Source organism: Shewanella sp. FJAT-51649 (assembly GCF_019457435.1).
Lineage (GTDB): Bacteria > Pseudomonadota > Gammaproteobacteria > Enterobacterales > Shewanellaceae > Shewanella > Shewanella mangrovisoli.
Genome location: NZ_CP080411.1, coordinates 2,541,115 through 2,567,545 on the forward strand (window position 1 = coordinate 2,541,115; position 26,431 = coordinate 2,567,545).

Below are 26,431 nucleotides of genomic sequence, written 5' to 3' on the forward strand. Positions count from 1 at the left end.
TAGTGCAATTTAAGTCCATCGCCCGCACGACAAGGCTTTGCTGCCTGTTTTAAGCCGCAACTCACAGGGTTATCCACAGAATTTGTTGATAAGTCGAAATAAGTGAGAAACCATGCGGGATTGAGGAGTATTTCACCCTAGCGTCAGCTGATGGACGGCTTTGGTAATTTAATTACATTTGATAAATGTTACTACTTGTTACAGCTGCAAGCATTCGAAAAATCTGATACATGTCCAACTGTTAGGCTTTAACCTTGGCATTGCAGCATAAAATGACAGCGTTTACCCATTCACGACGTATTAATGTGGGCAAAGCCTTTTTATAAGGCTCGTTCTCCTGATTGATCATCGCTGCAGATAGCTGCGCTAAATTAAGTCCTCTGCCAGCGCGGCGGCAAATAGTGCTTCATCCGCCGATGCAACCACAAAGAGGATTTCGGCTAAATCTTGGATTTTTTGAAAATCAGGATCATCTAAGTGCATGGATAATTCGCGGTATTGACGCAGTACATCTAAAGTCAACGGTTCCTGAAGTAAGGCTTCCGCTTGCGCTAATCGACTCATTGCCATAGTTATCACCTCTCGGGATGTTTTCGATGCCACTTATATCGTTAAAAATGGCGCCTACCTGTCGCTATAGGGATAATGTGAAGTGTCTTGGGTTATCGCTTTACCCATTGCTTTGCATCGGCGCAAAGGCCAAATTGAATGCCACCTACTCAATTCGACCACAATCGTGCCGTTTCGTTGCCACGAATTTGAACTTTATCTAGTTAAGACCGAGCTTTTAGAAATTTCAAATTAACCATTAGCCCCAATAACTGCTGTCAATTTAATCAATTAAGCCTTTTGGGGATTTTTACTGGCGGATAAAAGCCAACTGAGTTTGGATGTTTACATACGCTATCTTACGAAAACATAAGTTATTTCTTCATCAAAATGCTGATTTCTACACCGCAATGCACATTAGATGAGCACTTAACAGCATAATTACACTTTTTTTAGTAACTCGAGTTGACTCATCCCACAGAGCGTTTTACTATGCGCTCCGTTCTCAACGAGTCATCGAGACAAGAGAAACGATTCCCCTGTAGTTCAGTCGGTAGAACGGCGGACTGTTAATCCGTATGTCACTGGTTCAAGTCCAGTCAGGGGAGCCAAATTTCAATCTCGATAAAAGTGAGGATACAGTTAGGTAACTAACGATTCCCCTGTAGTTCAGTCGGTAGAACGGCGGACTGTTAATCCGTATGTCACTGGTTCAAGTCCAGTCAGGGGAGCCACTTAATTATCAAGCTGTTGCGTTAAAACGATTCCCCTGTAGTTCAGTCGGTAGAACGGCGGACTGTTAATCCGTATGTCACTGGTTCAAGTCCAGTCAGGGGAGCCACTAACGCAAGACAAGTTAAAGTCGATAGTAATATCGCATCATCTACTCCCCTGTAGTTCAGTCGGTAGAACGGCGGACTGTTAATCCGTATGTCACTGGTTCAAGTCCAGTCAGGGGAGCCACTTTCAAGATGATATCTCAAGTCGATAGCAATATCGCACCCTCTACTCCCCTGTAGTTCAGTCGGTAGAACGGCGGACTGTTAATCCGTATGTCACTGGTTCAAGTCCAGTCAGGGGAGCCACTTTCTTGCTTATCCATCCAATTTTCTAAGCTCCAATAACTCGTCATCTAGGCGTGTGTTTTCATTTCTGTTTTACGCCAAATACGGTTACACTGTAAGCAGTTTGTTAACCAAAATTCCGAGTATCATCACGCAGATAGGGATATTGACTGAGCACTCTCTTAATATTCTGTCCGCAAATACTTCACCACATTGAGAGCGGATTTTTATGGCGATGTCTAAATCATATCCCATCTTTTTATTGCTGATTTTTTTAGGGCTGTTTGGTTGGATTTATCACAACGAAAATAATCAGCTCCAAGTGCAGCAACAGCAAGAGCTCAATAACTTTAAACAGTACATGGGTAACTTTGCCCAATGGCAAGGCAATGGTGCCGAACTTTACCAAAGTATTGCCAGCCATTATCCGCTGCAATTTTTCCAATATGTCGATGATACCGACGGACAACTTAATTTTACTCAGGGCGATCTCAACTCCCAGAGCCCTCACCTGCTAGCTGGATTGTTTGCCTTAGATTTATCCCATACGCAAAAACTGGCTGCGGGGCGTTTACAGGTTAAGTTGAGTGCCGATCAAGCGATTGAAAATGCGATCACTAGTACCCAGCAATTGGGATTGGTATTGGTGCTGACCTATATCCTGTTGATGGTTGTTTTTATTTTGCTTATCAACAGATTAAAATCAGCTATCCGTTATGCGGCAGAGTATATCTCCCACATTCCTGACATGAATTTTTCCGCCATTGAATCTTCGAAGCTGAACGGTGAAATGGCGCCAGTGAAATTAGCCTTAGAAGACTGCCGAACTCAGCTCAAATCAAAACTGGATTTGCTCACCCAAGAAAATCAAAAATTACATAAAGCCGCCTATCAAGACCCTGTGACGGGTTTTGGCAGTCGTCCACCTTTTACCACTAAATTAGAAAGCATCAGTAACCGCAGCATCCCACAACTCGGGCTGTTAGCCATGGTCAAAGCGACTGAGCTTTCCCATGTGAACCAATTGCAAGGCCGCTCAGCGGGTGATGATTATCTTGCGAGTGTAGCTAATTGCATTCGTAAGGCTTGTTCAAAATATCCCGATTCTGAGTGTTACCGTGTCTCCAGTGCCGATTTTGCGATCTTTTTACCTGACTTAGTGTTAAAAGACGGTCCTAAGTTTTTAGAACAACTTAAAGTGTTCCTCGATGAATACCAACAAATGACCAGAGCCGAATCGGTGGCGCACATTGGCTTAGTGCCTTATCAACAGGGGACCGACCCCGTTAATTTGCTCTCCTTAGCAGACACCGCCGTCAGCATTGCGCAAACCTTAGGTCCCAATAGTTTCCATATTCAAGAGAAACTCAACGGTGACGAGCAGTTTGGGGATGACCGTTGGAAAGTGGCTATCAACGACTTAATCACCCGCCAAGCGTTGAAGTTTTTCCAACAGCCGATTCAGCCTTGCCGCAATGATGTCGAGGTCTATCGCGAGTTACTCGCACGTTTTTACAACAACGAAGGCAAGTTTTTACCTACCACTACCGTCATCGCTATGGCCGAGCGCCACGGCATGAGCACCGAATTAGATAAATTAGTAGTGATCAGCACATTAAGAATGCTTAAAGAAAATCCAACCATTAGCGGCAACTTTGGTATCAATATCAGTGCCTTTTCGGCCCATCAAGAATTGTTTGTTGGCTGGTTAAGGGATGTGTTGAGTAAGCATAAATACATCGCTTCTCGCCTAGTGTTTGAGATCAACGAATCCGGTATGCAGGCTAATTTAGGGGCAAGCTATAAGTTTGTTCGAGAAGTCCATAGTGTCGGTTCACGGGTCTCAATTGAGCGCTTTGGAATGAGCTTTACCTCCTTCAAATTCTTCAGTGAAGTGCGTCCAGACTACATTAAGCTCGATGGCAGCTACACCTCGTCAATCGATGAAGACAGCAATAATAAGTTCTTCGTGCGGATGATGGTCGATGTGGCACGACGCATCGGCATTCGAGTAATCGCCACCAGTGTCGAGCGCCAAGAGGAAAAACTGACCCTCGAAAAACTCCTCGTCGATGGTTTGCAGGGCTATTATATTGCCCAGCCACAGGCCATTACCTTAACTGACCAAATTTAAGCCAGCACAGGGTTAATGGAGCGCGCAAATTTACAGTAAAGATAGTTAACCCTGCATTCTATATGTTGTTTATGCAAACGGAAAAGTCGATAATACGGCCAAGATCCGTTTAGACAAGTATTGAGATGAGTGAATATCTCCTGTTGTTGATCAGCACCGTACTGGTCAACAATTTCGTATTAGTGAAATTCTTAGGTTTATGTCCTTTTATGGGGGTCTCCAGTAAATTGGAGTCCGCTATTGGCATGTCCATGGCGACCACCTTCGTGTTGACCTTGGCATCCATTCTCAGTTACCTCGTCAACCAATATCTATTATTGCCTTTTGACCTCAGCTACTTGCGTACCATGAGCTTTATTCTGGTCATTGCTGTGGTGGTGCAATTTACTGAGATGGTGGTGCAAAAAACCAGTGCCTCCCTACACCGAGCGCTCGGGATCTATCTGCCATTGATCACCACTAACTGTGCCGTACTGGGTGTGGCCCTGTTAAACGTGAACGAGAAACACGATTTTATTCAGTCAGCTATCTATGGTTTTGGGGCTGCGGTAGGTTTTTCCTTAGTGTTAATTCTGTTTTCCGCGATGCGCGAACGTTTAGCGGCCGCCGATGTGCCAATGCCGTTTAAGGGCGGCGCCATCGCCATGATCACCGCAGGCTTAATGTCTTTAGCCTTTATGGGATTCACAGGATTGGTTAAATAGATGTCCACCATGTTAATTGCCGTTATCTTACTGACCCTATTGGCATTGTTCTTTGGGGTATTACTCGGGTTTGCCGCCTTAAAATTTAAGGTTGAAGGCAATCCCATTGTCGATGAACTCGAAGCTATCCTGCCACAAACCCAATGCGGTCAATGTGGTTATCCCGGTTGCCGTCCCTACGCCGAAGCGATTGCTAATGGCGATAAAGTCAACAAGTGCCCTCCCGGCGGCACTGCAACCATGGAAAAGCTCGCCAACTTAATGGGTGTCGAGCCAGAGCCGCTCAATGCCGAGGCTCAGTCCCAAGTCAAAAAAGTCGCCTACATTCGCGAAGATGAATGTATCGGCTGCACTAAGTGTATTCAGGCCTGTCCTGTCGACGCCATTATTGGCGCGGGCAAACTCATGCACACCGTGCTCACCGCCGACTGCACTGGCTGCGATCTCTGTGTCGAGCCCTGCCCCGTTGACTGTATCGATATGATCCCTGTGGGCCAAAATCTGAAAAACTGGAACTGGCGCTTAAATGCCATTCCCGTGACTCTTATCCAAGAGACCCCGCACGAAGAAAAGAGAGGATAAGCGGTGCTGACTTTATTAGATCAATTAGATAAAGGAACCCTTTGGCGCTCACCCGGTGGCATTCATCCGCCTGAAGTCAAATTCCTCTCCAACACCACGCCGATTAGCCAACTGCCATTAGCGCAGGAATACCTTGTACCTGTGCCACAGGTTGGCGAAAACTGCACTCTTGCAGTCAAAGTGGGTGACAAAGTATTAAAAGGCGCGCCATTAACTCAAGGCACCTCAATTTGGCATTTACCCGTGCATGCGCCAACCTCTGGCACTGTGGTTGCTATTGAGCCAAGAGCCAGTAACCACGCCTCGGCCTTGCCGGTCAATACCTGCGTGATTGCCGCCGATGGTGAAGACCGCTGGTGCGAGTTAACGCCAGGCTCAATTGAGCTCAGCAATCATGAGATGATTGCCAAAATCCATGGCGCGGGCATTGCCGGTATGGGGGGCGCCGCCTTCCCAAGCCATATCAAGCTGAATCCCGTCAGTGAAATCGAATTAGTGATTATCAACGGCGTAGAGTGTGAGCCTTATATCAGCGCCGACGATCGCTTAATGCGCGAATACAGCCAAGACATTCTGGCGGGTATTGGGATTATCCATCGCCTCCTAGCGCCCAAGCGCATTGTGATTGCGATTGAAGACAACAAACCCGAAGCCATCAAAGCCATGCAACAGGCGGTGAGCCAATCCACGCTCCCTGCGGGCAGCACGCGGGTAACGGCTATCCCAACTAAGTATCCCTCTGGCGGTGAAAAGCAGCTTATTCAGATCATCACGGGACGTGAAGTGCCCTCTGGCTCCATCCCCGCTAAGCTTGGCATTGTCGTGCATAACGTGGGGACCGCGTTTGCGATTCACCAAGCCGTGACTCAAGGTAAACCACTGATTGAACGTGTGGTGACAGTTACCGGCCAAAATGTGGGTAAGCCCGGCAACTATTGGTTACCCATAGGCACGCCCGTTGAGCATGTGCTCAAACACACTGAATTTAACGCCGAAGCCGATCAAAAAGTGATTATTGGCGGTCCTATGATGGGCCATGCGTTACCAACCATCCAAGTGCCTATTTTAAAAGGCACAAACTGTATTTTGGTGCCCAGTAGTCAAGAGATTGGAACCACGCCAGAGGAAAAGGCCTGTATCCGCTGCGGCGAATGTGCCAATGCCTGCCCTGCACTCCTGCTACCACAACAACTGTTTTGGCATGCAAAAGCCGAAGAATATGACAAGGCGGCCAGCTACAACCTTAAAGACTGTATCGAATGTGGTTGCTGTAGTTATGTGTGCCCCAGTGATATCCCACTGGTGGAATACTACCGCATCGCTAAATCGGCGCTAAAACAAGCCGCCGATGAAAAGCATCAAGCCGAGCGCGCCAAACAGCGCTTCGAGGCGCGTATTCAACGCCTCGAGGAAGAAAAACTCGCCCGCGAAGCCAAGGCTAAGGAAGCCGCTGCGCGTCGCCAAGCGACCATGACCTCAACGGATAAGAATGCCGTCGCCGAAGCCATGGCGCGGATAGCGGCCAAAAAAGCAGCTGCGGCAGAGACCACAGCGAATAACGCTCCGGTCGAGGTCGTTGCGGCTGATGCAAGCAGCACTGAGGCGCCTAAGGGTAAGGCGGCCGTTGCCGCCGCGATTGCTCGAGCCAAGGCCAAGAAAGCCGCCGCTGCGGCGCAAGGGGCCGATGATGCAGAATCGCCTCAACAAGCCGTGTCTCCTGAGCAAAGCGAGCCAACTGAGCAAACCGAGTCTTTATCGCAAAAAGATAAAGTCGCCGCTGCCATCGCTCGCGCCAAAGCGAAAAAAGCCGCCTTAAAAGCCGACTCAGATGCCAATGGCGACACTGACATCGCGACAGACAACACAGATAAACCAGCAACAGAAACGACGACTAACGCAGAAGTGGATGACAAAAAAGCCAAAGTCGCTGCCGCGGTTGCCCGTGCAAAAGCCAAAAAAGCCGCCGCGCAGCAAGCTGAATCGAGTGATGTTGCCGAAGTTCTGCCCGAGCAAGTAACTGACGCTAAGCCTGAATTGACCAATGAGTCAAACGATGAATCTGGTAATGAATCAGACTCAGCTACTCATCTAAGCGCCCCCCTCAGTCCTGAAGATGAGAAAAAGGCCAAAGTCGCTGCCGCCGTTGCCCGTGCTAAAGCCAAAAAGGCCGCCGCGCAGCAGGCTGAATCGAGTGATGTTGCCGAAGTTCAGCCCGAGTTAGTCGCAGATGCTAAGCCTGAATTGACCAATGAGCCAGACTCTGAATCAGACTCTCAATCAGGCGATGAATCAAGCTCAGTCGCTGAACCAAGCGCACCACTCAGTCCCGAAGATGAGAAAAAGGCCAAGGTCGCGGCAGCCGTTGCTCGTGCGAAAGCCAAAAAAGCGGCCAGAGAAGCGAATGCGATCAGCGATGCAAATGAATAGCACTGCAGGTTTTAACCTCTGTGCATTTAAAATTATTAGCTTAAAAATCAGTGACTCAAGATTAGATAAAAGGGATCACAATGGCGTTTAAAATAGCCTCATCACCCCATGTTACCCGTAATTTGCATACTTCAACGGTTATGCAAAGGGTCATTTTATGCTTGTTACCCGGCCTTGTGGTGCAATGCGCCTTTTTCGGCTGGGGCACGCTTATTCAAGTGTTACTGGCGATTATCGTTGCTCTAAGCTGTGAAGCCGCGGTAATGAAACTGCGTAACCGCAGCATCAAAGCGAGTTTAAGCGATAACAGCGCCATGTTAACGGCGATCTTAATCGGGGTTGCGATCCCGCCGCTGGCACCTTGGTGGATGATCGTTATGGGCACAGTGTTTGCGATTGTTATCGTCAAACACCTCTACGGTGGCCTAGGCCATAACCTGTTCAACCCCGCGATGGCCGCCTATGTGTTGCTGCTGGTTTCCTTCCCGGTGCAGATGACCAGCTGGATTGCGCCAAGTACGGTTGCGCTTAATACCCCAAGTGTGATCGATAGCTTGCAACTGATCTTCAATGTCGGCGCCCATGGTGGCATGGAGCAATTCCGTCTAGGCATCGATGGGATCAGTATGGCGACACCGCTCGATACCCTCAAAACCGATCTGTCCTTAGGGCTGACCACTACTGAGAGTATGGCCAAAAGCATATTCGATGGCGGCACAGGTGTAGGTTGGTTTTGGGTCAATTTAGCTTACCTTGCTGGCGGTTTAGTACTGCTTAAATTAAAAGCCATCCGTTGGCACATCAGCACCGGCGTGTTGGTGGGATTATTTGTGGCATCGAGCATCGGCTATTTATTATCGCCCGATACTCAGGCAAGCCCACTGTTCCATTTATTCTCGGGCGCGACCATGCTCGCCGCCTTCTTTATCGCGACCGATCCTGTCACCGCGGCGACCAGTCCACGCGGTCGTTTGATTTTCGGTGCATTAATCGGTGTCTTGGTCTATGTCATTCGTACCCAAGGTGGCTACCCCGATGCGTTCGCCTTTGCCGTGCTGCTCGCAAACCTGTGCGCACCATTTATTGACTACTACGTGCGTCCACTCACCTATGGCCACTCTGCGGGCTAGGCCTGTGGCATAAAAGAATCAAGCGAGCTTGAACAAGGATTCTTGAGGAATAAAAGTGAATAATCCAATGATTAAAAATGGTTTGCTGCTTGCCCTATTTGCCCTGCTCTGTACGGGCTTAGTGGCAGTGGTTAATCAACAGACCTTAGATAAAATTAAGCAGCAAGAGCAGCAGGAACTGATGCGCGTGTTGCATCAGTTGATCCCCGATGAGATCCATGACAATGAGCTGACCGCGCAATGTACCCTGTTGCAGAATAAAGACGCGCTCGGCACCGATGATGCCATGCCAGCCTATATCGCCACTGCTGCGGGTAAGCCCGTTGCTATCGCCCTCGAAGCCATTGCCCCCGATGGTTACAACGGCAATATTAAGCTGATTGTGGGTATCAATACCCAAGGTGAAGTGTTAGGTGTACGCACACTTGCCCACCAAGAAACCCCGGGCCTTGGGGATAAAATCGATTTACGTAAATCCGATTGGGTCACCAAGTTTGTCGGAAAAGTGCTGACATCCGAAGATGATAAGCAATGGCAAGTGCAAAAAGACGGGGGTAACTTTGACCAATTCACTGGCGCAACAATCACACCACGCGCCTATGTGAAAGCGGTTAAACGCGCCGTATGGTACTTTACTCAGCATCAAGCAGAGATTTTCAGCCAACCACTGAATTGTGAGGCCAACCATGACTAATTATCGCGAAATAGCCTGGCAAGGACTGTGGAAAAATAACCCCGGCTTGGTGCAACTGCTGGGATTATGTCCACTGCTGGCCGTAACTGCCACCCTCACCAATGCCCTCGGGCTTGGGGTCGCCACTATGTTAGTACTTATTGGTTCAAACATTTTAGTCTCGTTGGTACGTGACTATGTGCCCAAGGAAATCCGTATCCCCGTGTTTGTGATGATCATTGCGGCGCTGGTAACCGCGGTGCAGCTGCTGATCAACGCCTACGCCTATGGCCTGTATTTGTCCTTAGGGATCTTCTTACCGCTGATTGTGACTAACTGCATTATCATTGGCCGCGCCGAAGCGTTTGCCTCCCGTAATAATGCCTTTAGCGCCGCCTTCGATGGACTGATGATGGGACTTGGCTTTACCTTAGTCTTAGCAGTCCTTGGCGCAACGCGGGAAATTCTCGGCCAAGGCACCCTGTTTGATGGCGCAGACCAACTGCTCGGCCCATGGGCAAAAGCCTTAACTATTCAGGTATGGCAAGTCGATACCCCCTTCCTGCTGGCGATGTTACCGCCAGGCGCCTTTATTGTGATGGGCCTACTTATCGCCCTGAAAAACGTTATCGATAAAAAGCTTAAAGAGCGTCAACCCGAAGCGGCAGTGCAGCCAAGCGTAACACGGGCACGGATCACCAAAGTGAGTTAAACCCTTATTGAGATAACAGCTTAAGTAGTGGGTTTAGCGTTAAACCCACTACTTACAAGGACCACTATGAATCAAGAAAAACGCATCCAAATCCTCACCCGCCTTCGCGAAAACAATCCCAAACCCGAAACCGAGCTGAATTTCTCTAGTCCCTTTGAATTGTTGGTGGCGGTGACTTTATCGGCGCAGGCGACCGATGTGAGCGTGAATAAGGCAACCGATAAACTATTTCCAGTCGCCAATACCGCCCACAGTATTTATGCCTTAGGCGTGGATGGATTAAAGGAATATATCAAGACGATTGGCCTGTATAACAACAAGGCCATCAATGTGATTAAAGCTTGTGAGATCTTGATTGAAAAATACAACGGCGAAGTCCCAGAGGACAGAGAAGCGCTAGAGTCGCTTCCTGGCGTCGGTCGTAAAACCGCTAATGTGGTGCTCAATACCGCCTTTGGCTGGCCGACCATCGCCGTCGACACCCATATCTTTCGCATGGCAAACCGCACTAAATTCGCCCCCGGTAAAAACGTGGTCGAAGTCGAGGAGCGCATGTTAAAGGTTGTTCCCGCCGAATTTAAAGTCGATGTGCACCACTGGTTTATTCTGCATGGCCGCTATACCTGTCTGGCCCGCAAACCCCGCTGTGGCAGCTGCATTATTGAGGACCTTTGCGAATACTCCCCACCAAAAGAAAAGTAAAGAATCAGACTTAGTTTGTATAACAGTTTCCTTAGTAAATCTGTTTTTTATCTTTACAAACCCCCAAAGACTTACCATAGTATATTTATGTGTAAGCGGCATTGAATTATGTAATGAATAATATGAAGGATAATATTCAGGTTAGGATATATAAGGATATCAAAGGCACTTCGTTTCCAGTTGTGGTTAGGAACGGCTGTTTCCCATGCTGCTTGTATCTAAATGCTTACCTAAACGACAATCATAACTCCCCACCTTCTAAAACGAGATCACGTACCTCAAAACAGTCACTGTCATTCTACACCCGAAAGAAATATGCCTATGAACTGAAGTTTATATATTGCTTCTTCATGGAGAACGGTATTGACCTTGTTGAGCGTGTAGCATTTGGCGCGTTTTTATCGACTGAGGAAATTGATGACTACATTCGTGCTTGTAAATTCTATGTGGATACAGAAGGTGATAACAAAGACAGCACGGTAGTCAGCCTGACTGATAAAAGGATCAGAGATGCGATACATGCGACATCCAACAGTCAGCCAGAAGTGTCAGCGCATACGTTTAATCAACGCCTTAATCGCCTGAAATCCTACATTGAATTCCTATATGTGTGCCATCACTACGATAGAGCTGAAACTGATCAGCAAATCAGTACGGACGCTCAATTTAACAAATTTAAACTCTACATTAGCTCGGTAATATCTAACTCTAGAAAAGACAACACAGTTGTTAAAGATCCCTTTGAATCCGTGATTTCAACGAGTAAGTTCTTTGATTTATTAGAAATCATTAAAGAGTGCTCGCCGAATAATCCATTCAAGTCAAGCAAGCTTCGAAATCAAATCATCGCCCAAATATTGATTGATACTGGTATTCGTGTGGGTGCTGTATTGAAATTGAAGGTGAGTGATTTAGTGGATGATTGGGGCAACCCTAGATTCCGACTGACCCGAACACCTAATGACCCAACGGATACAAGGCGGCTTCCCGCTGCGAACAAAACAAAAGCACTCTCAGTTTCCATCTCTCGTGAATTAATGAACCTTATTAAGCTCTACATTGAAACCGTGCGCCATAGTACCCCAAACGCTCATAAGCATGACTTTGTCTTCATTTCGGAAAAAGGGAAATCCATTGGAAAGCCAATCTCTTACAACGCCACTCACAAAGTCATAAAGACCTTTGGGGACGCTATTGGGATAGCACTGCACCCCCATTTACTTCGTCATAAATGGAATGAAATCTTTGAAGATAAAGCAAAAGAAAAGGGATTTTCAGCTGATAAAATTGAAGATCTTCGCAAATATGCGATGGGTTGGGTGGAAGATTCAAAAATGGCCTCCGTCTACAACGAATTCCAATTAGCCGTGACTGTGGCAGAAATCTCATCGAAGAACCTGAGACGATCCGTGCCCAACCTGAGAGGTGACCAATGAACTGTCTTGAATTAAATGATTTAATAAATAGTTTTGAAGGAACAAGTACCTTTCAGTCAAAAGCGGAGGGCTATGAATTCGACCTCTTTTCAGATGAGTGGGTGCTCGGTTACAAGAAAACCCTTTACCTTGGCTGGATGCACACGTTAGACAGCAAAGTTTTTCTCGATTTGCGACTGGCTATCGCTCACGTAGCAAAACATTATGCTTATACAAGTCTAAGTGGTTATGTCAGCATCTTAAAAACGCTTTGCCAGTATATAGAGCCCGCAACGTTTGAAGCGTGGTGGCTAACACAGACGGACTATAAAAGGAATATAAGAGATGCGCTATATGCATTTTGTCAGAGAAGCCATGAGTACCGTAGCCCTATCCTGACTCCGCTCTATAATCTCGTTAAGGAAGAAAACCTAGGGAGAAGCAATTTTCATAAAGGCATCCTTGATGAAAAAATAGGTGCGTACAGTGAAATCGAGCGTGATAACCTTCTTGAAGCCCTTAGAATCGAAACGCTCCATGCACTCGATAATGAGTTCATCACCACACACCCTTTTACCCGCCTGAGAAATGTTCTGGCTTGTCAGTTGATGGTCGCCATCGTAAGAAGACCTACACAATTAGTTCAACTCAAATGGTGTGACCTCTTGCGAGTGGGTCAGGCGTTTACCTCACACAAGGAGCATAACCGTGATTGGCAGCCTCTGACACAGCATCACTTTTCTGATGTGGAGCAATTGCACTTGCGAACCTTTAAAGGAAAAGACGGAGGATTTAGACGCAATGCCGAATCACGCTCACATCGACTCGATCCAAACCTGTCTGAATTGCTACTCCAATATTACCAAGCGTATGAAACCTATCTATGTGTCTGCTTGAGCAAGTGCGATATCGCATTATCTGAGAGTGACGTCAAAGCACTGATGCAACGACTGCCACTGCTTCCGGACCAAAGTTTATTTTCAGCAAAATTCGAATCGAAAGAGAGCCTCTTTCGCTCAGTGAGCGATACATCCGCGGCGTTTCATCTATCTTCTGTGAATCTTATTAGTTGTATTTATTACCTCTTCAAACAAAAGCTCGACATTAAAAGTGACCGCATCGCCCATCAGCCCCTTGTCTTTAAAAATAATCGCTGGCGTCACACCCAGTTAACTCTTGCTGCTTGGATGGGATTAAGCCCCGCACAGGTTGCCGCCATTACCGGTGTCACCGTGCAGTCCATCCAATCTTATCTTGATTTAAAAGCGCCAGAACGGGTCAAAATTGACCAAGCCTTTGCGGGGAACAGTGTTATACAGCGCTTTGATAGCTTCTCTTCGAAAGAGTTACAACAACACCCTGATTTTGTCATTAAAAGTCCTTTTGATGAGGAAATGGGGCACAAACTGAAACCCGCCAATTGCGCCAGTTGTCAGTCAAAAGGGGCCGCCCCGATGGGGTGCTATCCCTGTGATAACTTTCGACCGTTAGAAACCGCCAATCATCAGCCGTATTTGGATAAAGCCGAGCGTAAACTGGCGATTAACAGTCAATCAGCGCATCCCGCCACGGCCAAACGGCTGCAAACCATCATCACCTATATCAGAGTGACGATTGCGCTGTGTGAAGAGCGAAAAAACCTGAAAGTAGGTGCACAGATATGATCACGATAAATCGCTACATTGATAATCAACGTGCTTATGTAGCCAAAAAGAAAACGCAGCCACTAATGGGCTTCACTAACGCTCAGGGGGAGCCTGCTTCATGGTATGACATGGCGGTGACATTCACCGACAGAAACGGCAGAAGCCTCAACATTTACTTTTGCAATCTGAATATAAACATACCGAGGAAAGGTACGCGCTTCACAGAAGATGATCGATTAGTGCCTGAAAAACACGATTTATTGTTTGCCTATACGTTTGATGTATTAAAGGAAAACGTAGGCACACATCACAAACATCAAAAAATCACAACTGCAAGACGCTTCCTTTGCCACTTAGGTGAGAATGTCGCCTCAGCCTCCCTTGAAAAGATCCAACACGCCATAGACTCGCTGAAATACTCAAGCTACCTAACGGGATTCATCAACTGGCTACACCATCATAAAATGCTGCCCAAAAGCTGCCAGCCTTACATAAACACCAGCCTAGATTCACTGCGTATGAAAAGTGGTGAGGACGCACTGGCGGCGGAGAAAAGCAAACTGCCTTCAGAAAAAGCACTGTTGGCGCTCGGTGCTATCTTTCATGATGTCATCCCCCCCTATCTGGATGATGACCAAAATGATATTGATGCTTGGCAACCGCTTATCGCTTCGACTCAAACGCAGCGAGACCGCTTTATTTGCACTATGGCAGCGCTAGGCATGGCGTCACCCAATCGGATCGGTGCAGAGCAAGTGCTTCTGACAACACAACGAATACAGTGCCATACAGAAGTTGTCGATGGACAAGAAAAAACGGTGCATTATCTCAACTGGCGGGGCTCAAAGGGGTACAAGGACAATCAAAATCACATCAATGCCGAAATGGTTGAGAGTCTAGACCGAGCCTTGCACTACACCATCCTAGCGACGGAGCCTGCCAGAGCTCTCGCTCGATTCTATCGACAGCCAAATCGTCCACTGAAAGAAGTGCTGGGTGACTTTAAGCCGAGCGATGAGAACATCGCCCTGCTTAAGCCATCCATGAACAAACCAACCCAACTGTTGCATCTTGGCTTGCTGCTGGGCTTTTTTGACGGCACTGATAAATGCCTGCGAGTTTCACCAGAAACAAAAGGGGCAACAGACAAAACAGGTATACAAAATCCACATCAGCCAAAATTCATAAAACCCATCGCCCAACTTGAGCCGTTCGATACACTGGTGTTTAAGCCTCGCTGCCCTTACGCTCGGGCGCTGACAGGATGTAAGTTCACAATACAATCTCAATACCTAAATTATACCTTAGGTCAACAAGCGATGACCGTGGCCGCCTTTCAAAATCACATCATCGAGATAAATCAACCTCAACTGAGCGGCTATAATTATCATCAAACGAAGTCTGTCGATGTTGAACACGCCTTGTTTATGTATACAGAAAAGCAAATGGGCGGCAGGGTAACACACCCTTTTCTTTTGGTTCCAATAGGTACGCTCGCTAAGTTCTTTGCTGATGAATTAATTAAACGCAATAAAAATAGACTGACTATTTTTGAGCGACATGGCTTTGCCTCCGACTTCGCGCTCAAGCCGCACCAACTGCGCCATTGGCAAAATGATTATCTTGCGAAAAAAGGGTTGCCTCATCACCTCATTACCCTGCTGTCCGGTCGACAGAGCGCAGAGCAGACCCTGACTTATATTCATACCACGGACGCCGAGAACGCCTCGGTGATTGGGGATATCTCTTATTCTAATGAGCTAGAAAGCGAGGTTCAAGAGAAGGTAAGTCTTCGTATTAGAACCATGAGCCAGTACAATGAGGCTATCGACAAGGAAACGCCAACTTTTGCTCATGAAACAGGGTTTTGCACTCAGAACCTCGCCATATCACCTTGTACTTACATGTCGGAGTTTGAAACACAATGTGCGCTGTGCTCATCGTCGTGCCATATCGCCCATGATAGTGAGGCAATTGCCTTGCTTATGAAGGATCTAAAAGTACAGACGCATAACTTGGAAAAGGTTCAGACTGCCATCAACTTTGTCACCAGTCAAAGCATGCAGATGTGGTACAAAACCCATTATCGCAACACGTGCATGCTAAAGCACCTCATTGAAGTGCTGTCCAATGACACCATCGAAAAAGGCAGTATGGTGCGTTTACTCACTCGTTCAAACAGCATAAGAATCACCAATTTAGAGACAAAAACCGTGGCAGAGCACAAGTTGGCGCTACCTGATGCCGAGCAAGCTCTTCAAGCCGCGCTTGAGGCAAAAAACGCTAAAAGCCAAGATAAAGCCACGAATAATTTCTTAGGCTTTCTAGGTTCACTCTAGGGAGGCAATATGGCACTTAAATCACTCGAAACTGAACAGCAAATTACCATACAAGCCCTCATTCGAAGCTGGGAAGGGAAATTAACCTGGGACTTGTTAGTCACAAAAATTGAATCCAGTTTAGGTATTGCCACCACGAGGCAAACGCTCGACAAATACGCTAATATCAAGCACGAATACAAGCAAAAAAAGCAAGTTTTAAGAGGTAAGCCTGTTTCGCCTGATAATAAGGAACTGATTTCTTATTTACAGAAAGACGTGGAATTAGCGCAAAAGGTGATCCAACTCGAAGCACAGCTTGCGGTAGCGAGCTCAGAGATTGGCAAACTTCAGGCTTTCATTCAAAAATTATCCAGCATTGGCAAAACCAACCCAAGTGTCATGGATGTGTTTCAAAAGACCTTACGAGACGTTGAAAGTAGCACTAAGTAAAAATCACATGTAGCTTTTAAATGTTTGTACATTTAATTGGATGAGTTAACTATGAGTCAATTTGAAATTGATAAAATTAGAAGTTGGACTAAAGAAGAGATTAGCTCCCCTTACTTGTTAATTTCCCAGGAAGATTACACCTTACACTTAGGTTACTATGCTGGAATGGGAACCGCTGATAGCACGCCAATAGAACAATTGTCTCCAATTTATAAGGAAATCATAGCTGCATGGTTAGAATCTGGAGTGTTGAGGCAAGCAGGTGAATCGTTTTCACTTTACCCTGGAAGTCACTTGTTCAAAAGACTGATCCTAGATTGTTCGTATTGAGTCGATTTTTATCTAAGACCACTGCACACGCCAGATTAAAGGCAAAGGCTGACTAAAGTAAAAGCACCTAGACTTGGGTAATCCCCCTGAAGCCACACAAACTCAAAAAGCGACTGAAATAAGCAAACAGGGCTCGCTCGAAAGTTTACTAGGCACACCAGAGTGCTAACAGAACTGGAGCGACAAATCTCACATGGCAAGAATTTAAGATATGCAATTGCAAGAGTGACCTTATGTCGCAACTCAAGGCTTCTGCCAACAGATATGCCTTTTCAAGCGTGATTTTTACCTCTCCACGCTCTATTCGCCCCATATAACTGCGGTCTATCTCAGTTAGTAGCGCAATTTTTCCTTGAGGAATGCCTCACCGTTTACGTTCTTCTCATAATTTAGCCCCAAATTGGATTGCTAAGTCTTTCATTTTTCATCTCGTTAAAGAGAAAGACTATCCAAAGTTGCGGCTTATAATGCCACTGATTATAATCCGCATTCTTTGCAAACAATGCTCCTCTAATGCCTAGATGGAGCACTAAACAGCCTCTTGCGAGAAAGTCATGTCTAAAGTCTCAATCAAATTATGCCCAATTTTGCATACCATTCTCCAGGAAGAGAGCTTCAACAATTTTCAAATTAAAAGTTTACGCGATGCTTATCTTTCAGCTTCGACTAGCTGTATAACAGTCAGTAAGACTTACAATTTCATTTATCAACAGGTCCACAGATTTGTGAAAAAGGGGCTATTAGATAAAAAGGTGGACCCACAATCGAACGAAACGACTTATCAAAAGACGGCGAATTTTTTCCAAGTGAATTTCATCCTGCAAGGCCCGAAAAAATCTGAATCCGTAGTGGCTACACTCACAAATAAGCAAAAGCATAATACTATTAGACAATTAGAAGAACGGCTCAAGCAGTCCGAAATCGATTTACTAACGAGCATTGGTGAATCGGAAGAGTATATGCGCTTATACCAATCCTTCCCTGAAATGAAAGCCCATCTCGAATCTCAGTATTTGTTGGCTCGCGAAACGAGCTCAAAATTGCTTGGTCAAATAAAAGCCATTAAATCAGCTATTACCCATCAACAAAAGTAACTCAATGCAACTTAGAAAATGGCAATCTGAGTGTGTCGAACGCGCTCTAAGGCACTTTAATGGTGCGCATAAACATTTCCTTTGCTTAGCAACACCTGGTTCTGGCAAATCAATTATGGCTGCGGAACTTGCTGCAAAGCTATTCGAGGATGATCAAATCGATTTTGTGTTGTGCTTTTCTCCATCAGTAAATATCTCTCAAGGGTTGAAACAGACATTTTCTAATCGTCTGGAGTGCCGATTTGATGGTGTGATAGGTTCAGTTGGTTGCTCTTATACTTACCAAGGAATGTTGGCTTTTAAAGCGGATTTTTGGCAATTATTGATAAAAAATCGAGTTCTCGTCATCTTTGATGAGATCCATCATTGCGCAGGGAGCTCTCTTGAAGATGCAAACGCATGGGGGGAAGAAATCCTACTCAACATACAGGCCCAAGCGCAGTACACCCTAGCGCTAACGGGCACGCCTTGGCGCTCTGACCAAGCACCTATTGTTTTATCCCGATACAGAGGGCCAGATAACCAGATTCAGTGTGACTACGTCTACGGCCTTAAGGAAGCCGTTACCGATGATGTATGTCGCAGCCCTCATATTGTACTAATTGATAACGACAAAATTGCAGTTACAAACGAAGAAAACGAAACAAAGACTTATCGCTCTTTGGATGAGCTACTGAAAAACTCATCAATCTCTTATCAGTCTATCATTGAGAATCATGAGGCGATTCAATATATCTTAACGTTAGCAACAAACAAGTTAAAAGCCATAAAACAGTGCAATCCTAATGCAGCCGGACTTATTGTCGCATCATCTGTATCGCACGCTGCAGATATCTTAAACACACTCAAAGTAGCGTTTAATGAGACAGCTCAAATAGTTACCTACAAAGAAGATGATCCATCTACCAAGATAAATGAATTCAGAAACAGCACAACTAACTGGATCGTGAGTGTAGGCATGATAAGTGAGGGAACTGATATCCCTCGCCTGCAGGTTTGTTGCCACCTTAGTCGAGTAAAAACTGAGCTTTACTTTAGACAGGTTTTAGGTCGTATTTTACGCACTAACGATTCACTTAATCAGCAAGCTTGGCTATACACCTTTGCTGAACCAAAACTTGTAGAATTTGCCAGTCGCATAGCAGAAGAAATACCTGATATCCCAGTGATATTTAGCGAGCCCATTGAGATAAAGCTCAAACAAGAGTTTCCCCAACAATATAATATGACAGTGAAAACGATGCCACCTTCTAACAGCAATATTCTCAATATTGGCAGGCTGTCAATCGATACACAGACACCATCATATTCTATAGAGCTTTCATCGCGGCATATTTTAGGTACACCAACATCATTATCATTTGAACTTTTAGGTGGTTTTAGAGAAAAAGTTGTCTCAACGTTTAACTCACCGTTTTAAGTCATAATATCTGAATTATAGTTCAACCACTTTTCTCGACACTTTGAACTTTATGGTGAAACCATAAAGTTCAAAGTGATTCACAACTAGAAAGCTTTGGGACAAAAGCGTGTTAGGTCATCGGTTGTATCAGTTGAATTTCGGATAAAAATTTCTATGGATTAACGCCCGCCTAAGGGGCTGGCAACGCATAACACTAAAATCAAACACAACAACCATAACCACCGCGGCTCATTGGGACTGGAAACGCCATACGTTGACAGTCCCTCTTGAGGTGATTGTTATAAATACTCTTTCACTATATCTGGAAATAGTCGCTCTACTTCTTTACGTAATGGCGAGAAGAAAAACTTTTTACCTAATAAAACTAAGCACTCAGCATCTGGGTCAAGTAGTTTAAAGATATTTCCAACAGGATCATCTGCTAACTCATGTGAACCTATTATAGGTGTTGGAAAAAAATAGCCTGCTTCTTGAGTTAACAAGTAAGTATCTAATTTTTCATCAAAATGTTCCCATGCGTTTCTTAGCTCTCGGTCAGCTAAAGGCGAGTTGTCGGTAAGTTTATAAAGTTTCTTTAAGTATTCGCCTCTTTTAAGCCTCAGATTACGCTGTTGCTTATCTTTCTTGTGCCCTCCCGGCGATGGCCAAAAATATCTTGATAATGCACCAACATGAACAATAGCCTCTTGCACTTCACTAATTAGTGTTGATGCATCATCTGTTTGAGTAAGCAAGTAGTCATACTGAATAAACGCAACAATTGCACGCTCAGCTGAATATCGAACTGAAAATGTATAAAACGGATTGTGCATCGGCTGAACACCACCAAACTCCAAAATAACTGACGCTCTACGCTCTAATTCTTCTTGTTCAATTTCTGTCACGTCATATTCTCCGTATTTATAACGCCGCGTTCACCAGCTTGTCCGGTGCAATGCTTTGTTATGCTTACCAAAGTGCAGATCTCGGTGACAATTTGGGCACAGCGCAACTGCATTTTCCACAGTATCTTCTCCACCGTCAGCAAGTCTAGTTTTATGATGAACCTCCAAATATGGACTATCATCTTTTTTTCTTATAAAAGGAGCGGCACTATTGCAGCTTTCGCATACACCATTTGCTCGTGTAAGCACCTCTGCCACCACATAAGGATTGCGCTCATATACTTTGACGAGGACTGATTTGGTTTTAGGCACTGCACTTGATTCAGCAATTCGCTTTTGACGCTCGTCTTTAGGTGTACTTAATGCCTTCTTGACTTCGGCATCAAAAGATTCATTTAGACTATCCAGGCTGGAGGAGCCTTTCTCAATTGCTGAGTAGGATGAATGCAAATCACGAAGCGATTTAAGCGTGACGTTATTTCTTGCTTCGTAGTAAGTTATGTGCCTCCACAATGCTTCGACAGGTTTTGTCAACGCGTTACTGCCACCCTCGCACATGATTCGAGCTAAGTAATAACTCATGTCAGGTGCGCTTAACGCACGCTTGAATTCCAGCCCTTTTACCAACTTCCCGTACACGGTTATCATAATTTTTGCGGAATTAAGATTTATTCCATGCCCTGCGTTTAACTGGCGAGCACCTTCAGTTTGAGAAAGCTCTCCATTAAATACTTTTTTCGCCGTGGTAAAAGCCGCTTCGGTAGTTTCCATCTAATTAGGGTCTCAATTGAGCATAACGCTCCAGTCAATTGCGCAGAACACATAAATAAAGCGTATAAAAATTTAAAACCGCAACAGCAGTGATTAAATGCGTCAATTGCACTGGCTTGTTAGCTTTCATTGTCAAAAGGGAAGGCTTTTTCTAGATACCCAATTTGCTTATTTAAAATCGGTTTTGAAATACGTAATATTAATGATTCCACATGCTTGGGGTAGTCAACCCATTGTGTATCACCTACATCATAAGCTGAAATGTAACGTACAACTTCATGACGTTTTTCTGGTGATTTTTTTACACCAGTAGGAAACTTTACAGGTACATCTCTCCGAATCGCTGAATAGCATTCATCGAGTAATCTAGTAGCCTTACCGACATAAATCAAATTCGCAAATGCATCATAAAACGCATAAATTCCCATTCTATCCTCATAACCTTTGAATAGATTTCTTAACTGAGGTCTAACGTCACCCTTTGGTTCAAATTCTGCGTATTCGACAATAACTTTGAATTCTGGCACAAATAATTTATGCATAATAAATTCAACTGTCTGTTTTTGTGGATGTTTAACACCAGTTATCCAATCGTGTAACTGTGTTTTTGTATATCCTGTTAGATCACTTGCTTGATCTAAATCGCCGTTAAAGTATTCATTGATCAAGTAATTAATCATTACATTTCTTTCTTCCACAAACTACCTCGATTTATAAATTCAAAGCTATATTAGGAAAGCTAACGCCGCATTAAGGGGCTGGCAACGCAAACCACTGCGCTCAAATTAACCAACCGTAACCTCAAATACTCAGCCAAACCAAAACTGCCAAGCGTTGACTGTCTCTCTTGAATGCTTTGTTAGCTGTCTTCTCCCAGTAAACGAGGACTAAATGTTGGGTACACTACACTTAAGTCGTTTAGTATTTCGTTGACTAACATACATGCATCCTGAAGAGTATCGGGCAGTGTCGACTCCTTAGGGTATCTATGTAAGCGGTGTAGTGGATTACCACATGTGTGGAAGCAAACCTCCCTGATAGCGCCCCAAGTCCCGTGCGAATATGTAGATGACCAAGAATAAAATTGGTCATAAGAGGACTTTAACCCTGCCTGATCACTCAATTTTCTGAGGTCAGAACCACTCCAACTACCAAGTTCGATATTGATGAACTCTTCCCACAAGTCTTCACCTGCAATAGACTCTAACGTTTCAGTATTAATAAATTTTGGCGGCTCTATAAGCTCATCAAATTTCAAGGCGTTCAGTTTGGCTTGACCAGCTCCGTAAGTTCTCCATTTAGCCCAAAGCTGATCGTCATTTTTTTGAATCAAATATCTAAGACTGATATGTGTTTCTAAAATGGTTCTCAGTCCTAACCTTGCAAGAATTCCAGTGCTAACTCCAACCGAGACTATCTCACTCAATATCGATAGCGCGTAAAATGCCATACCAAAAACGCCGTCGTGCTTAGCATCGACTCCAGTTGTAGAGTGAGTTTCTTCCCAGTGTGTTTCCAACTCGCCTCTGAGCTTATGGATCTCATTTAAATCACAACAACGTTCTTCGGAATTAGTGTCACTTTCTGGAATTAATTCTAAACAAGGAGTGTTTTCCCATGATTCAGCCCAAAAATCGTTTGACCATGTTAATTCTTGCTCGACTATCGAATTGGTAGCCATTTCACACGAACGGATAGATGGGCGAACACTTCGTTGATCTCCCTCATAAGGATAGTTAATCCAAGGTTCAACCATTTCTCTTGGTGCACGAAATTTGCCACCCACAACCACTAACATTAACTTGAACCAACGACAATCGGTAGCCTCTTGAGATTGATGAGGTAAACACATACCAATTGCAGTCATCAGAATATTAAGATCTGGTTCAATAGGTGGCAAAAATCTCAGCCAAGACTCTTTAGCTGGCAAGTTTTTAAACAACTTTAAAACAGTTAAGGCTGATGCTGTTTGGGGATTCGACAATAGAAAAGCCAAAAACTCATTCCGTAGCTCTTCATCTAACTTTGAAATCCCTGTAATAGAGAGGTCTGATAGTTTCTCTTTTTCCGAATGCTCCGAAACAAATGTAATAATCCTTCTAAACTCAACGATTGCCGAATCTTGGTCTTGAATAACGCGGATAATCGCTACCCACAACATTTCGGGAAGACGCTCATTAGACCAAGAAGAGAACGTCATTTTATCGCCTAATTGTGCAAAACCTGGCTGTAATTCAGAACCTACTTTTTTATGATCGAGCAGAGCCGTTCTATTCTTACCACTTTTTGACGGTTTCTTTTTTCGTGTTTTTTTATTTCCAGCCATAACACACCTAATACTAAGATTAATCACCTAGATAGCTAACGCCCTGTTAAGATGTGAGCAACGCAATACTGTAGCTCCCGCATACCACCTTAACCACTAAACCTAACGCATAGTAAAAATGCCACGCGTTGCGAATCACTCTTAAACAGTTTGTTATAAATCTGATCAGACACTCTCTCTAATTAGCATTGCTTCCCACTTTTTTTCACGTTCATCTAACTCGACCTCATCAAGCCCGTTCTCCCAAAAGCCTTTGCGATACTGAGCATTTTTTAAATGACTTTTAAGTTTCACTATTCTGATGAGAGATATCGAGCCATTAACTTTTCGTGTTTCCTCACCCAATCTATTATTTATTTTGTTAGCTGTATGGACTTTAGCTATAGCTGCTTTTTTTATGTCAGTAGGGCATATATCACCAAGACGAACGCCTTCTGCCCATAAGAGATCAATCAATATCAAGCAGCGTCGTCTTATTCCGTCATGATAAACCAACCAATCTTGCACTTCCCTCCTAATTCCTCTATGCGCTCTGCTCTCCATTGGGTCATGATCTTGAGGGTAGTAAACATCGAGAAGTACTCTTAGTGGACGACCTTGTCGCAGTAACTCACTGCCAAATATCGGATATACATCTTTGATGTCTAAGTGCCCTTGAAGAATACGTATACAGATATCACTAAATATATTAGATACTCCTCGCACTGACTCTAGTGCCCATACTGTAGGCGCACTTAAAGAATAATCCCCTTTTAATTGCTCTAATTCTGTAAGTTGAGCTTGGTCTGCGACTTGATAATAGTCCTTTTCTCCTCGTCCAACATACACAGTTCTCGCCCATTGTTTTTTTAAGCCCCACCACCTGTTTCTATAATCCTGAAGTAAAGCAAGTTGATTTTGATGCTTTTGGCTAAACAGCATTCTAATCTGAGCAATACCTACTAAAACAAGCAGTGCAGTCAAAAAAGACATCGTTAATTCATTACTCATATTTAATTACACCCAATGTTGAGTAGGATTTATAACGCCCGCCACAAACGCGAGCAACGTGTTGCGAGTCGAGCCGCGAAGCGGCGTTTTGATGGCGCTTGTTTGAGCACGGGCTAATTGCATCGAACATGATGCACCATTAAAAACATAACGCGGTCAGTCTCAGCTTTTGGATCAACCATTTCTTGACCTTCTGATACAGTACATTCTTTACCGATCTTTTCTATGAATTTATTTACTAGAACCATTCGGTCACTTTTTGAATAGTGCGGGCTAATAGCATTTAACTCAAACACGCATAGATAGTACTGCTTTTTGTCGTTTGGCCATTTGGGTTCATCAAAGCACGCAAAGCCAGTTCCGGTATCAAAATTTACTTGTTTATTTGCACAGCCTAGTAAAAACAAGCTAATCAAAATTGTTAAGTATCTACGTGCTTTCATGCGAGTGCTCTAACGCCTTACTAATGGACGCATAAATGCTTGGCTAAAATTAGCGACGAAGGAGCGCAAGCCAAGCGTTTTGCGTCCTTTTGAGTAACTTGTTAGGTAACCTTATTCACCAAGCCCTTTTAAGGCAACTTCAAAATGCTCTGACTTAATAAGTGCATCTACTTGTTCTTTTGCAGGAGGTAAAATGTTTGGATACTCAATTTCAAGGTAATCAACTATTTCCTCCGATGACCACGGACCAAGTGAGGTGACGTAATCAAAGAAGTCGTTTTGAATTTCTCGGAACGATTGGTAATCCTGTTTAGTAATAACCACTTCCTTCTCAGTTATGACAATATGCACCTATATTTCCTTGGTTACCTAACGCCGCCATAAAGGGCCGACTGGAGCGCAGCGTAAGGAGGTCCAGCGGAACGTAGTGGAGCGATTTTTGATGGCCTTGTTATGTGATTGCATCATAGTCAATTTTATTGAATTTCTGTGATTGCTGTTTTAAAACTGACCAATCGAAATCATATTTATCCGTTTCTGGCCAATCGTTGGGAAACTCAATATGAAAAAAGCCTCCCAAAGCTGGCTCCGTATCGTAATAGCTATCGACGCCTACACCAAGGCTTGCCACTTCGCCTGGAGTAAAAGATTCAGTACGAAACTGAGAAGAGAGCAACACTAGAAGGCCAGATATTGCAGTAATCATGTTTTGGAAGTTCGCATGATGAAATTCGTTATGCCGATCATGCTTTGATTTATTGTAGGCTTGGTACCAAGATAGAGAATCACCACTGCTCCATTCACTAAATGGCTTTATTACACCATGTGACCCTGACCAAATGGGAATATGTACAACATAGGATGAAAGCCTATGTGTTTTATTTATTTTCTTATAATCAAGAATATTCCATTTTTTATCAGGCCTCGGCTGGCCAGCTTTGTTGCCACTAGCATACACAGGATTAAATATATTCTCTTTTAGTATTGCTTTGAAATTAGCCTCGACCTCCATACAGGCCCTCATGAGTAGTTCATGAGTTCTGAAGGAATAGGCGTTAACATTGTTGTCAGCAGGCTCAATAAATTCGAAGCATTTTATTAAATCAGTCTGGATTATCTTGAAAGCTCTAGTGTAATGCTCTCGAGCGACTGCGTAGTCTTGGTCAACAATGTAAGCCCAATCACTGTAGCCAGAATTAGAACTTTGAATCATGGCTCTGTAATTTCTATGAAAGGGTTTATTGTGACTCATAGGTGGTCCTTGTTTTCACATAACATGTTATTAGTGCGCATGCGCGTTTATCTCGTCAGACTAGTGAAAACGCGCACAGTTAACTATCTGTATGTAATGAACTTATCAGCATTCTGCTAAATACACCATCTGGAAAAACACGCATGCGCGTTTTCCAAACCTATTAACTAAAATTCAGTTACTATATTCACCTGATTTTATAGAGCTTTATTTATTGCGGATGGAATTAGTGCGCACTGATATTGTCTTAAAATCACTCCAAAGTATCTAAATTTAAATATGACTGTATAGCCATACATTATTAGCCGATTTCTGGTAAGGCCAAACATGGCTTTGTTTCCTAAATCGGTTGAACTAAAGCAGTAGCCGCTGATCTGATCGACACAGCCTATCAACTACCCCCTCAACC

At 44.4% G+C, this 26,431-nt stretch carries 24 protein-coding genes, 5 tRNA genes and 1 pseudogene; 20 read left to right on the forward strand and 10 right to left on the reverse strand.

The window, feature by feature from the left end; all coding sequences use genetic code 11:
• Positions 1-366 precede the first annotated feature (366 nt).
• Positions 367-570, reverse strand: a complete 204-nt coding sequence (locus K0H59_RS11335; protein ID WP_041412641.1) for a hypothetical protein — start codon at positions 568-570, stop codon at positions 367-369.
• Positions 571-1,084: 514 nt separating this feature from the next.
• On the opposite strand from K0H59_RS11335, the gene K0H59_RS11340 reads away from it, so the two are divergent.
• The 18 genes from K0H59_RS11340 to K0H59_RS11425 all read left to right on the forward strand — a co-directional run bounded on the left by K0H59_RS11340 (position 1,085) and on the right by K0H59_RS11425 (position 16,839).
• Positions 1,085-1,160: transfer RNA gene (locus K0H59_RS11340), tRNA-Asn, on the forward strand.
• Between the two features lie 47 nt (positions 1,161-1,207).
• Positions 1,208-1,283 (forward strand) — tRNA-Asn (locus K0H59_RS11345).
• 31 nt (positions 1,284-1,314) lie between these two features.
• Positions 1,315-1,390: transfer RNA gene (locus K0H59_RS11350), tRNA-Asn, on the forward strand.
• A gap of 46 nt (positions 1,391-1,436) precedes the next feature.
• Positions 1,437-1,512 (forward strand) — tRNA-Asn (locus K0H59_RS11355).
• 46 nt (positions 1,513-1,558) lie between these two features.
• Positions 1,559-1,634: transfer RNA gene (locus tag K0H59_RS11360), tRNA-Asn, on the forward strand.
• A 208-nt stretch (positions 1,635-1,842) separates the two neighbouring features.
• Positions 1,843-3,747: a GGDEF domain-containing protein gene (locus K0H59_RS11365; protein WP_220053179.1), complete on the forward strand. Its 1,905-nt coding sequence runs from the start codon at positions 1,843-1,845 to the stop codon at positions 3,745-3,747.
• Between the two features lie 125 nt (positions 3,748-3,872).
• Positions 3,873-4,451, forward strand: a complete 579-nt coding sequence (gene rsxA, locus K0H59_RS11370) for an electron transport complex subunit RsxA (RefSeq protein ID WP_011717121.1) — start codon at positions 3,873-3,875, stop codon at positions 4,449-4,451.
• On the forward strand, positions 4,452-5,033 hold the full coding sequence (gene rsxB / locus K0H59_RS11375; RefSeq protein ID WP_011717122.1) for an electron transport complex subunit RsxB: 582 nt from the start codon (positions 4,452-4,454) through the stop codon (positions 5,031-5,033).
• Positions 5,034-5,036: 3 nt separating this feature from the next.
• Positions 5,037-7,460, forward strand: coding sequence for an electron transport complex subunit RsxC (gene rsxC / locus K0H59_RS11380; RefSeq protein ID WP_220053180.1), 2,424 nt, complete (start codon positions 5,037-5,039; stop codon positions 7,458-7,460).
• 80 nt (positions 7,461-7,540) lie between these two features.
• Positions 7,541-8,590: an electron transport complex subunit RsxD gene (rsxD, locus tag K0H59_RS11385; protein WP_220053181.1), complete on the forward strand. Its 1,050-nt coding sequence runs from the start codon at positions 7,541-7,543 to the stop codon at positions 8,588-8,590.
• Between the two features lie 55 nt (positions 8,591-8,645).
• On the forward strand, positions 8,646-9,284 hold the full coding sequence (gene rsxG, locus K0H59_RS11390) for an electron transport complex subunit RsxG (RefSeq protein WP_220053182.1): 639 nt from the start codon (positions 8,646-8,648) through the stop codon (positions 9,282-9,284).
• Positions 9,277-9,975, forward strand: coding sequence for an electron transport complex subunit E (locus K0H59_RS11395; RefSeq protein ID WP_011622832.1), 699 nt, complete (start codon positions 9,277-9,279; stop codon positions 9,973-9,975). Before rsxG ends, K0H59_RS11395 begins: the two co-directional genes overlap by 8 nt.
• 66 nt (positions 9,976-10,041) lie before the next feature.
• Positions 10,042-10,677: an endonuclease III gene (nth, locus tag K0H59_RS11400; RefSeq protein WP_220053183.1), complete on the forward strand. Its 636-nt coding sequence runs from the start codon at positions 10,042-10,044 to the stop codon at positions 10,675-10,677.
• Between the two features lie 350 nt (positions 10,678-11,027).
• A complete protein-coding gene (locus K0H59_RS11405; protein WP_258405834.1) occupies positions 11,028-12,113 on the forward strand; it encodes a site-specific integrase in 1,086 nt (361 codons plus the stop codon).
• Positions 12,110-13,756, forward strand: coding sequence for a hypothetical protein (locus K0H59_RS11410; protein ID WP_220053185.1), 1,647 nt, complete (start codon positions 12,110-12,112; stop codon positions 13,754-13,756). The genes K0H59_RS11405 and K0H59_RS11410 overlap by 4 nt, the downstream gene beginning before the upstream one ends.
• Positions 13,753-16,077, forward strand: a complete 2,325-nt coding sequence (locus K0H59_RS11415; protein WP_258405835.1) for a hypothetical protein — start codon at positions 13,753-13,755, stop codon at positions 16,075-16,077. The genes K0H59_RS11410 and K0H59_RS11415 overlap by 4 nt, the downstream gene beginning before the upstream one ends.
• Before the next feature lie 9 nt (positions 16,078-16,086).
• The gene (locus tag K0H59_RS11420; protein WP_220053186.1) at positions 16,087-16,509 is read left to right on the forward strand and encodes a hypothetical protein; all 423 of its coding nucleotides are present in this window, start codon (positions 16,087-16,089) and stop codon (positions 16,507-16,509) included.
• 51 nt (positions 16,510-16,560) lie between these two features.
• Positions 16,561-16,839, forward strand: coding sequence for a hypothetical protein (locus K0H59_RS11425; RefSeq protein ID WP_220053187.1), 279 nt, complete (start codon positions 16,561-16,563; stop codon positions 16,837-16,839).
• 220 nt (positions 16,840-17,059) lie between these two features.
• On the opposite strand, the pseudogene K0H59_RS11430 reads toward K0H59_RS11425, so the two are convergent.
• Positions 17,060-17,260: pseudogene (locus K0H59_RS11430) on the reverse strand (helix-turn-helix domain-containing protein); the annotation flags it as partial.
• Between the two features lie 133 nt (positions 17,261-17,393).
• On the opposite strand from K0H59_RS11430, the gene K0H59_RS11435 reads away from it, so the two are divergent.
• Together K0H59_RS11435 and K0H59_RS11440 are read left to right on the forward strand one after the other, a co-directional pair.
• On the forward strand, positions 17,394-17,933 hold the full coding sequence (locus tag K0H59_RS11435; RefSeq protein WP_220053188.1) for a response regulator: 540 nt from the start codon (positions 17,394-17,396) through the stop codon (positions 17,931-17,933).
• 4 nt (positions 17,934-17,937) lie between these two features.
• Complete coding sequence (locus tag K0H59_RS11440; RefSeq protein WP_220053189.1) at positions 17,938-19,353, forward strand: DEAD/DEAH box helicase; 1,416 nt, start codon at positions 17,938-17,940, stop codon at positions 19,351-19,353.
• Positions 19,354-19,634: 281 nt separating this feature from the next.
• On the opposite strand, the gene K0H59_RS11445 is transcribed toward K0H59_RS11440, so the two are convergent.
• The 8 genes from K0H59_RS11445 to K0H59_RS11485 form a co-directional block, all read right to left on the reverse strand.
• On the reverse strand, positions 19,635-20,240 hold the full coding sequence (locus tag K0H59_RS11445; protein WP_220053190.1) for a hypothetical protein: 606 nt from the start codon (positions 20,238-20,240) through the stop codon (positions 19,635-19,637).
• Between the two features lie 30 nt (positions 20,241-20,270).
• Complete coding sequence (locus K0H59_RS11450; protein ID WP_220053191.1) at positions 20,271-21,011, reverse strand: HNH endonuclease; 741 nt, start codon at positions 21,009-21,011, stop codon at positions 20,271-20,273.
• 119 nt (positions 21,012-21,130) lie between these two features.
• Positions 21,131-21,709: a hypothetical protein gene (locus K0H59_RS11455; protein WP_258405836.1), complete on the reverse strand. Its 579-nt coding sequence runs from the start codon at positions 21,707-21,709 to the stop codon at positions 21,131-21,133.
• 161 nt (positions 21,710-21,870) lie between these two features.
• Positions 21,871-23,337: a DUF5677 domain-containing protein gene (locus tag K0H59_RS11460; RefSeq protein ID WP_220053192.1), complete on the reverse strand. Its 1,467-nt coding sequence runs from the start codon at positions 23,335-23,337 to the stop codon at positions 21,871-21,873.
• 165 nt (positions 23,338-23,502) lie between these two features.
• Positions 23,503-24,327, reverse strand: coding sequence for a hypothetical protein (locus K0H59_RS11470; RefSeq protein ID WP_220053194.1), 825 nt, complete (start codon positions 24,325-24,327; stop codon positions 23,503-23,505).
• Between the two features lie 113 nt (positions 24,328-24,440).
• Entirely contained in the window at positions 24,441-24,770 is a 330-nt protein-coding gene (locus K0H59_RS11475) for a hypothetical protein (protein ID WP_220053195.1), read from the reverse strand.
• A 111-nt stretch (positions 24,771-24,881) separates the two neighbouring features.
• Positions 24,882-25,121 (reverse strand): hypothetical protein, encoded by a 240-nt coding sequence (locus K0H59_RS11480; protein WP_220053196.1) that lies wholly within the window; start codon positions 25,119-25,121, stop codon positions 24,882-24,884.
• 100 nt (positions 25,122-25,221) lie between these two features.
• Positions 25,222-26,022 (reverse strand): hypothetical protein, encoded by an 801-nt coding sequence (locus K0H59_RS11485; protein WP_220053197.1) that lies wholly within the window; start codon positions 26,020-26,022, stop codon positions 25,222-25,224.
• Positions 26,023-26,431: the final 409 nt, after the last annotated feature.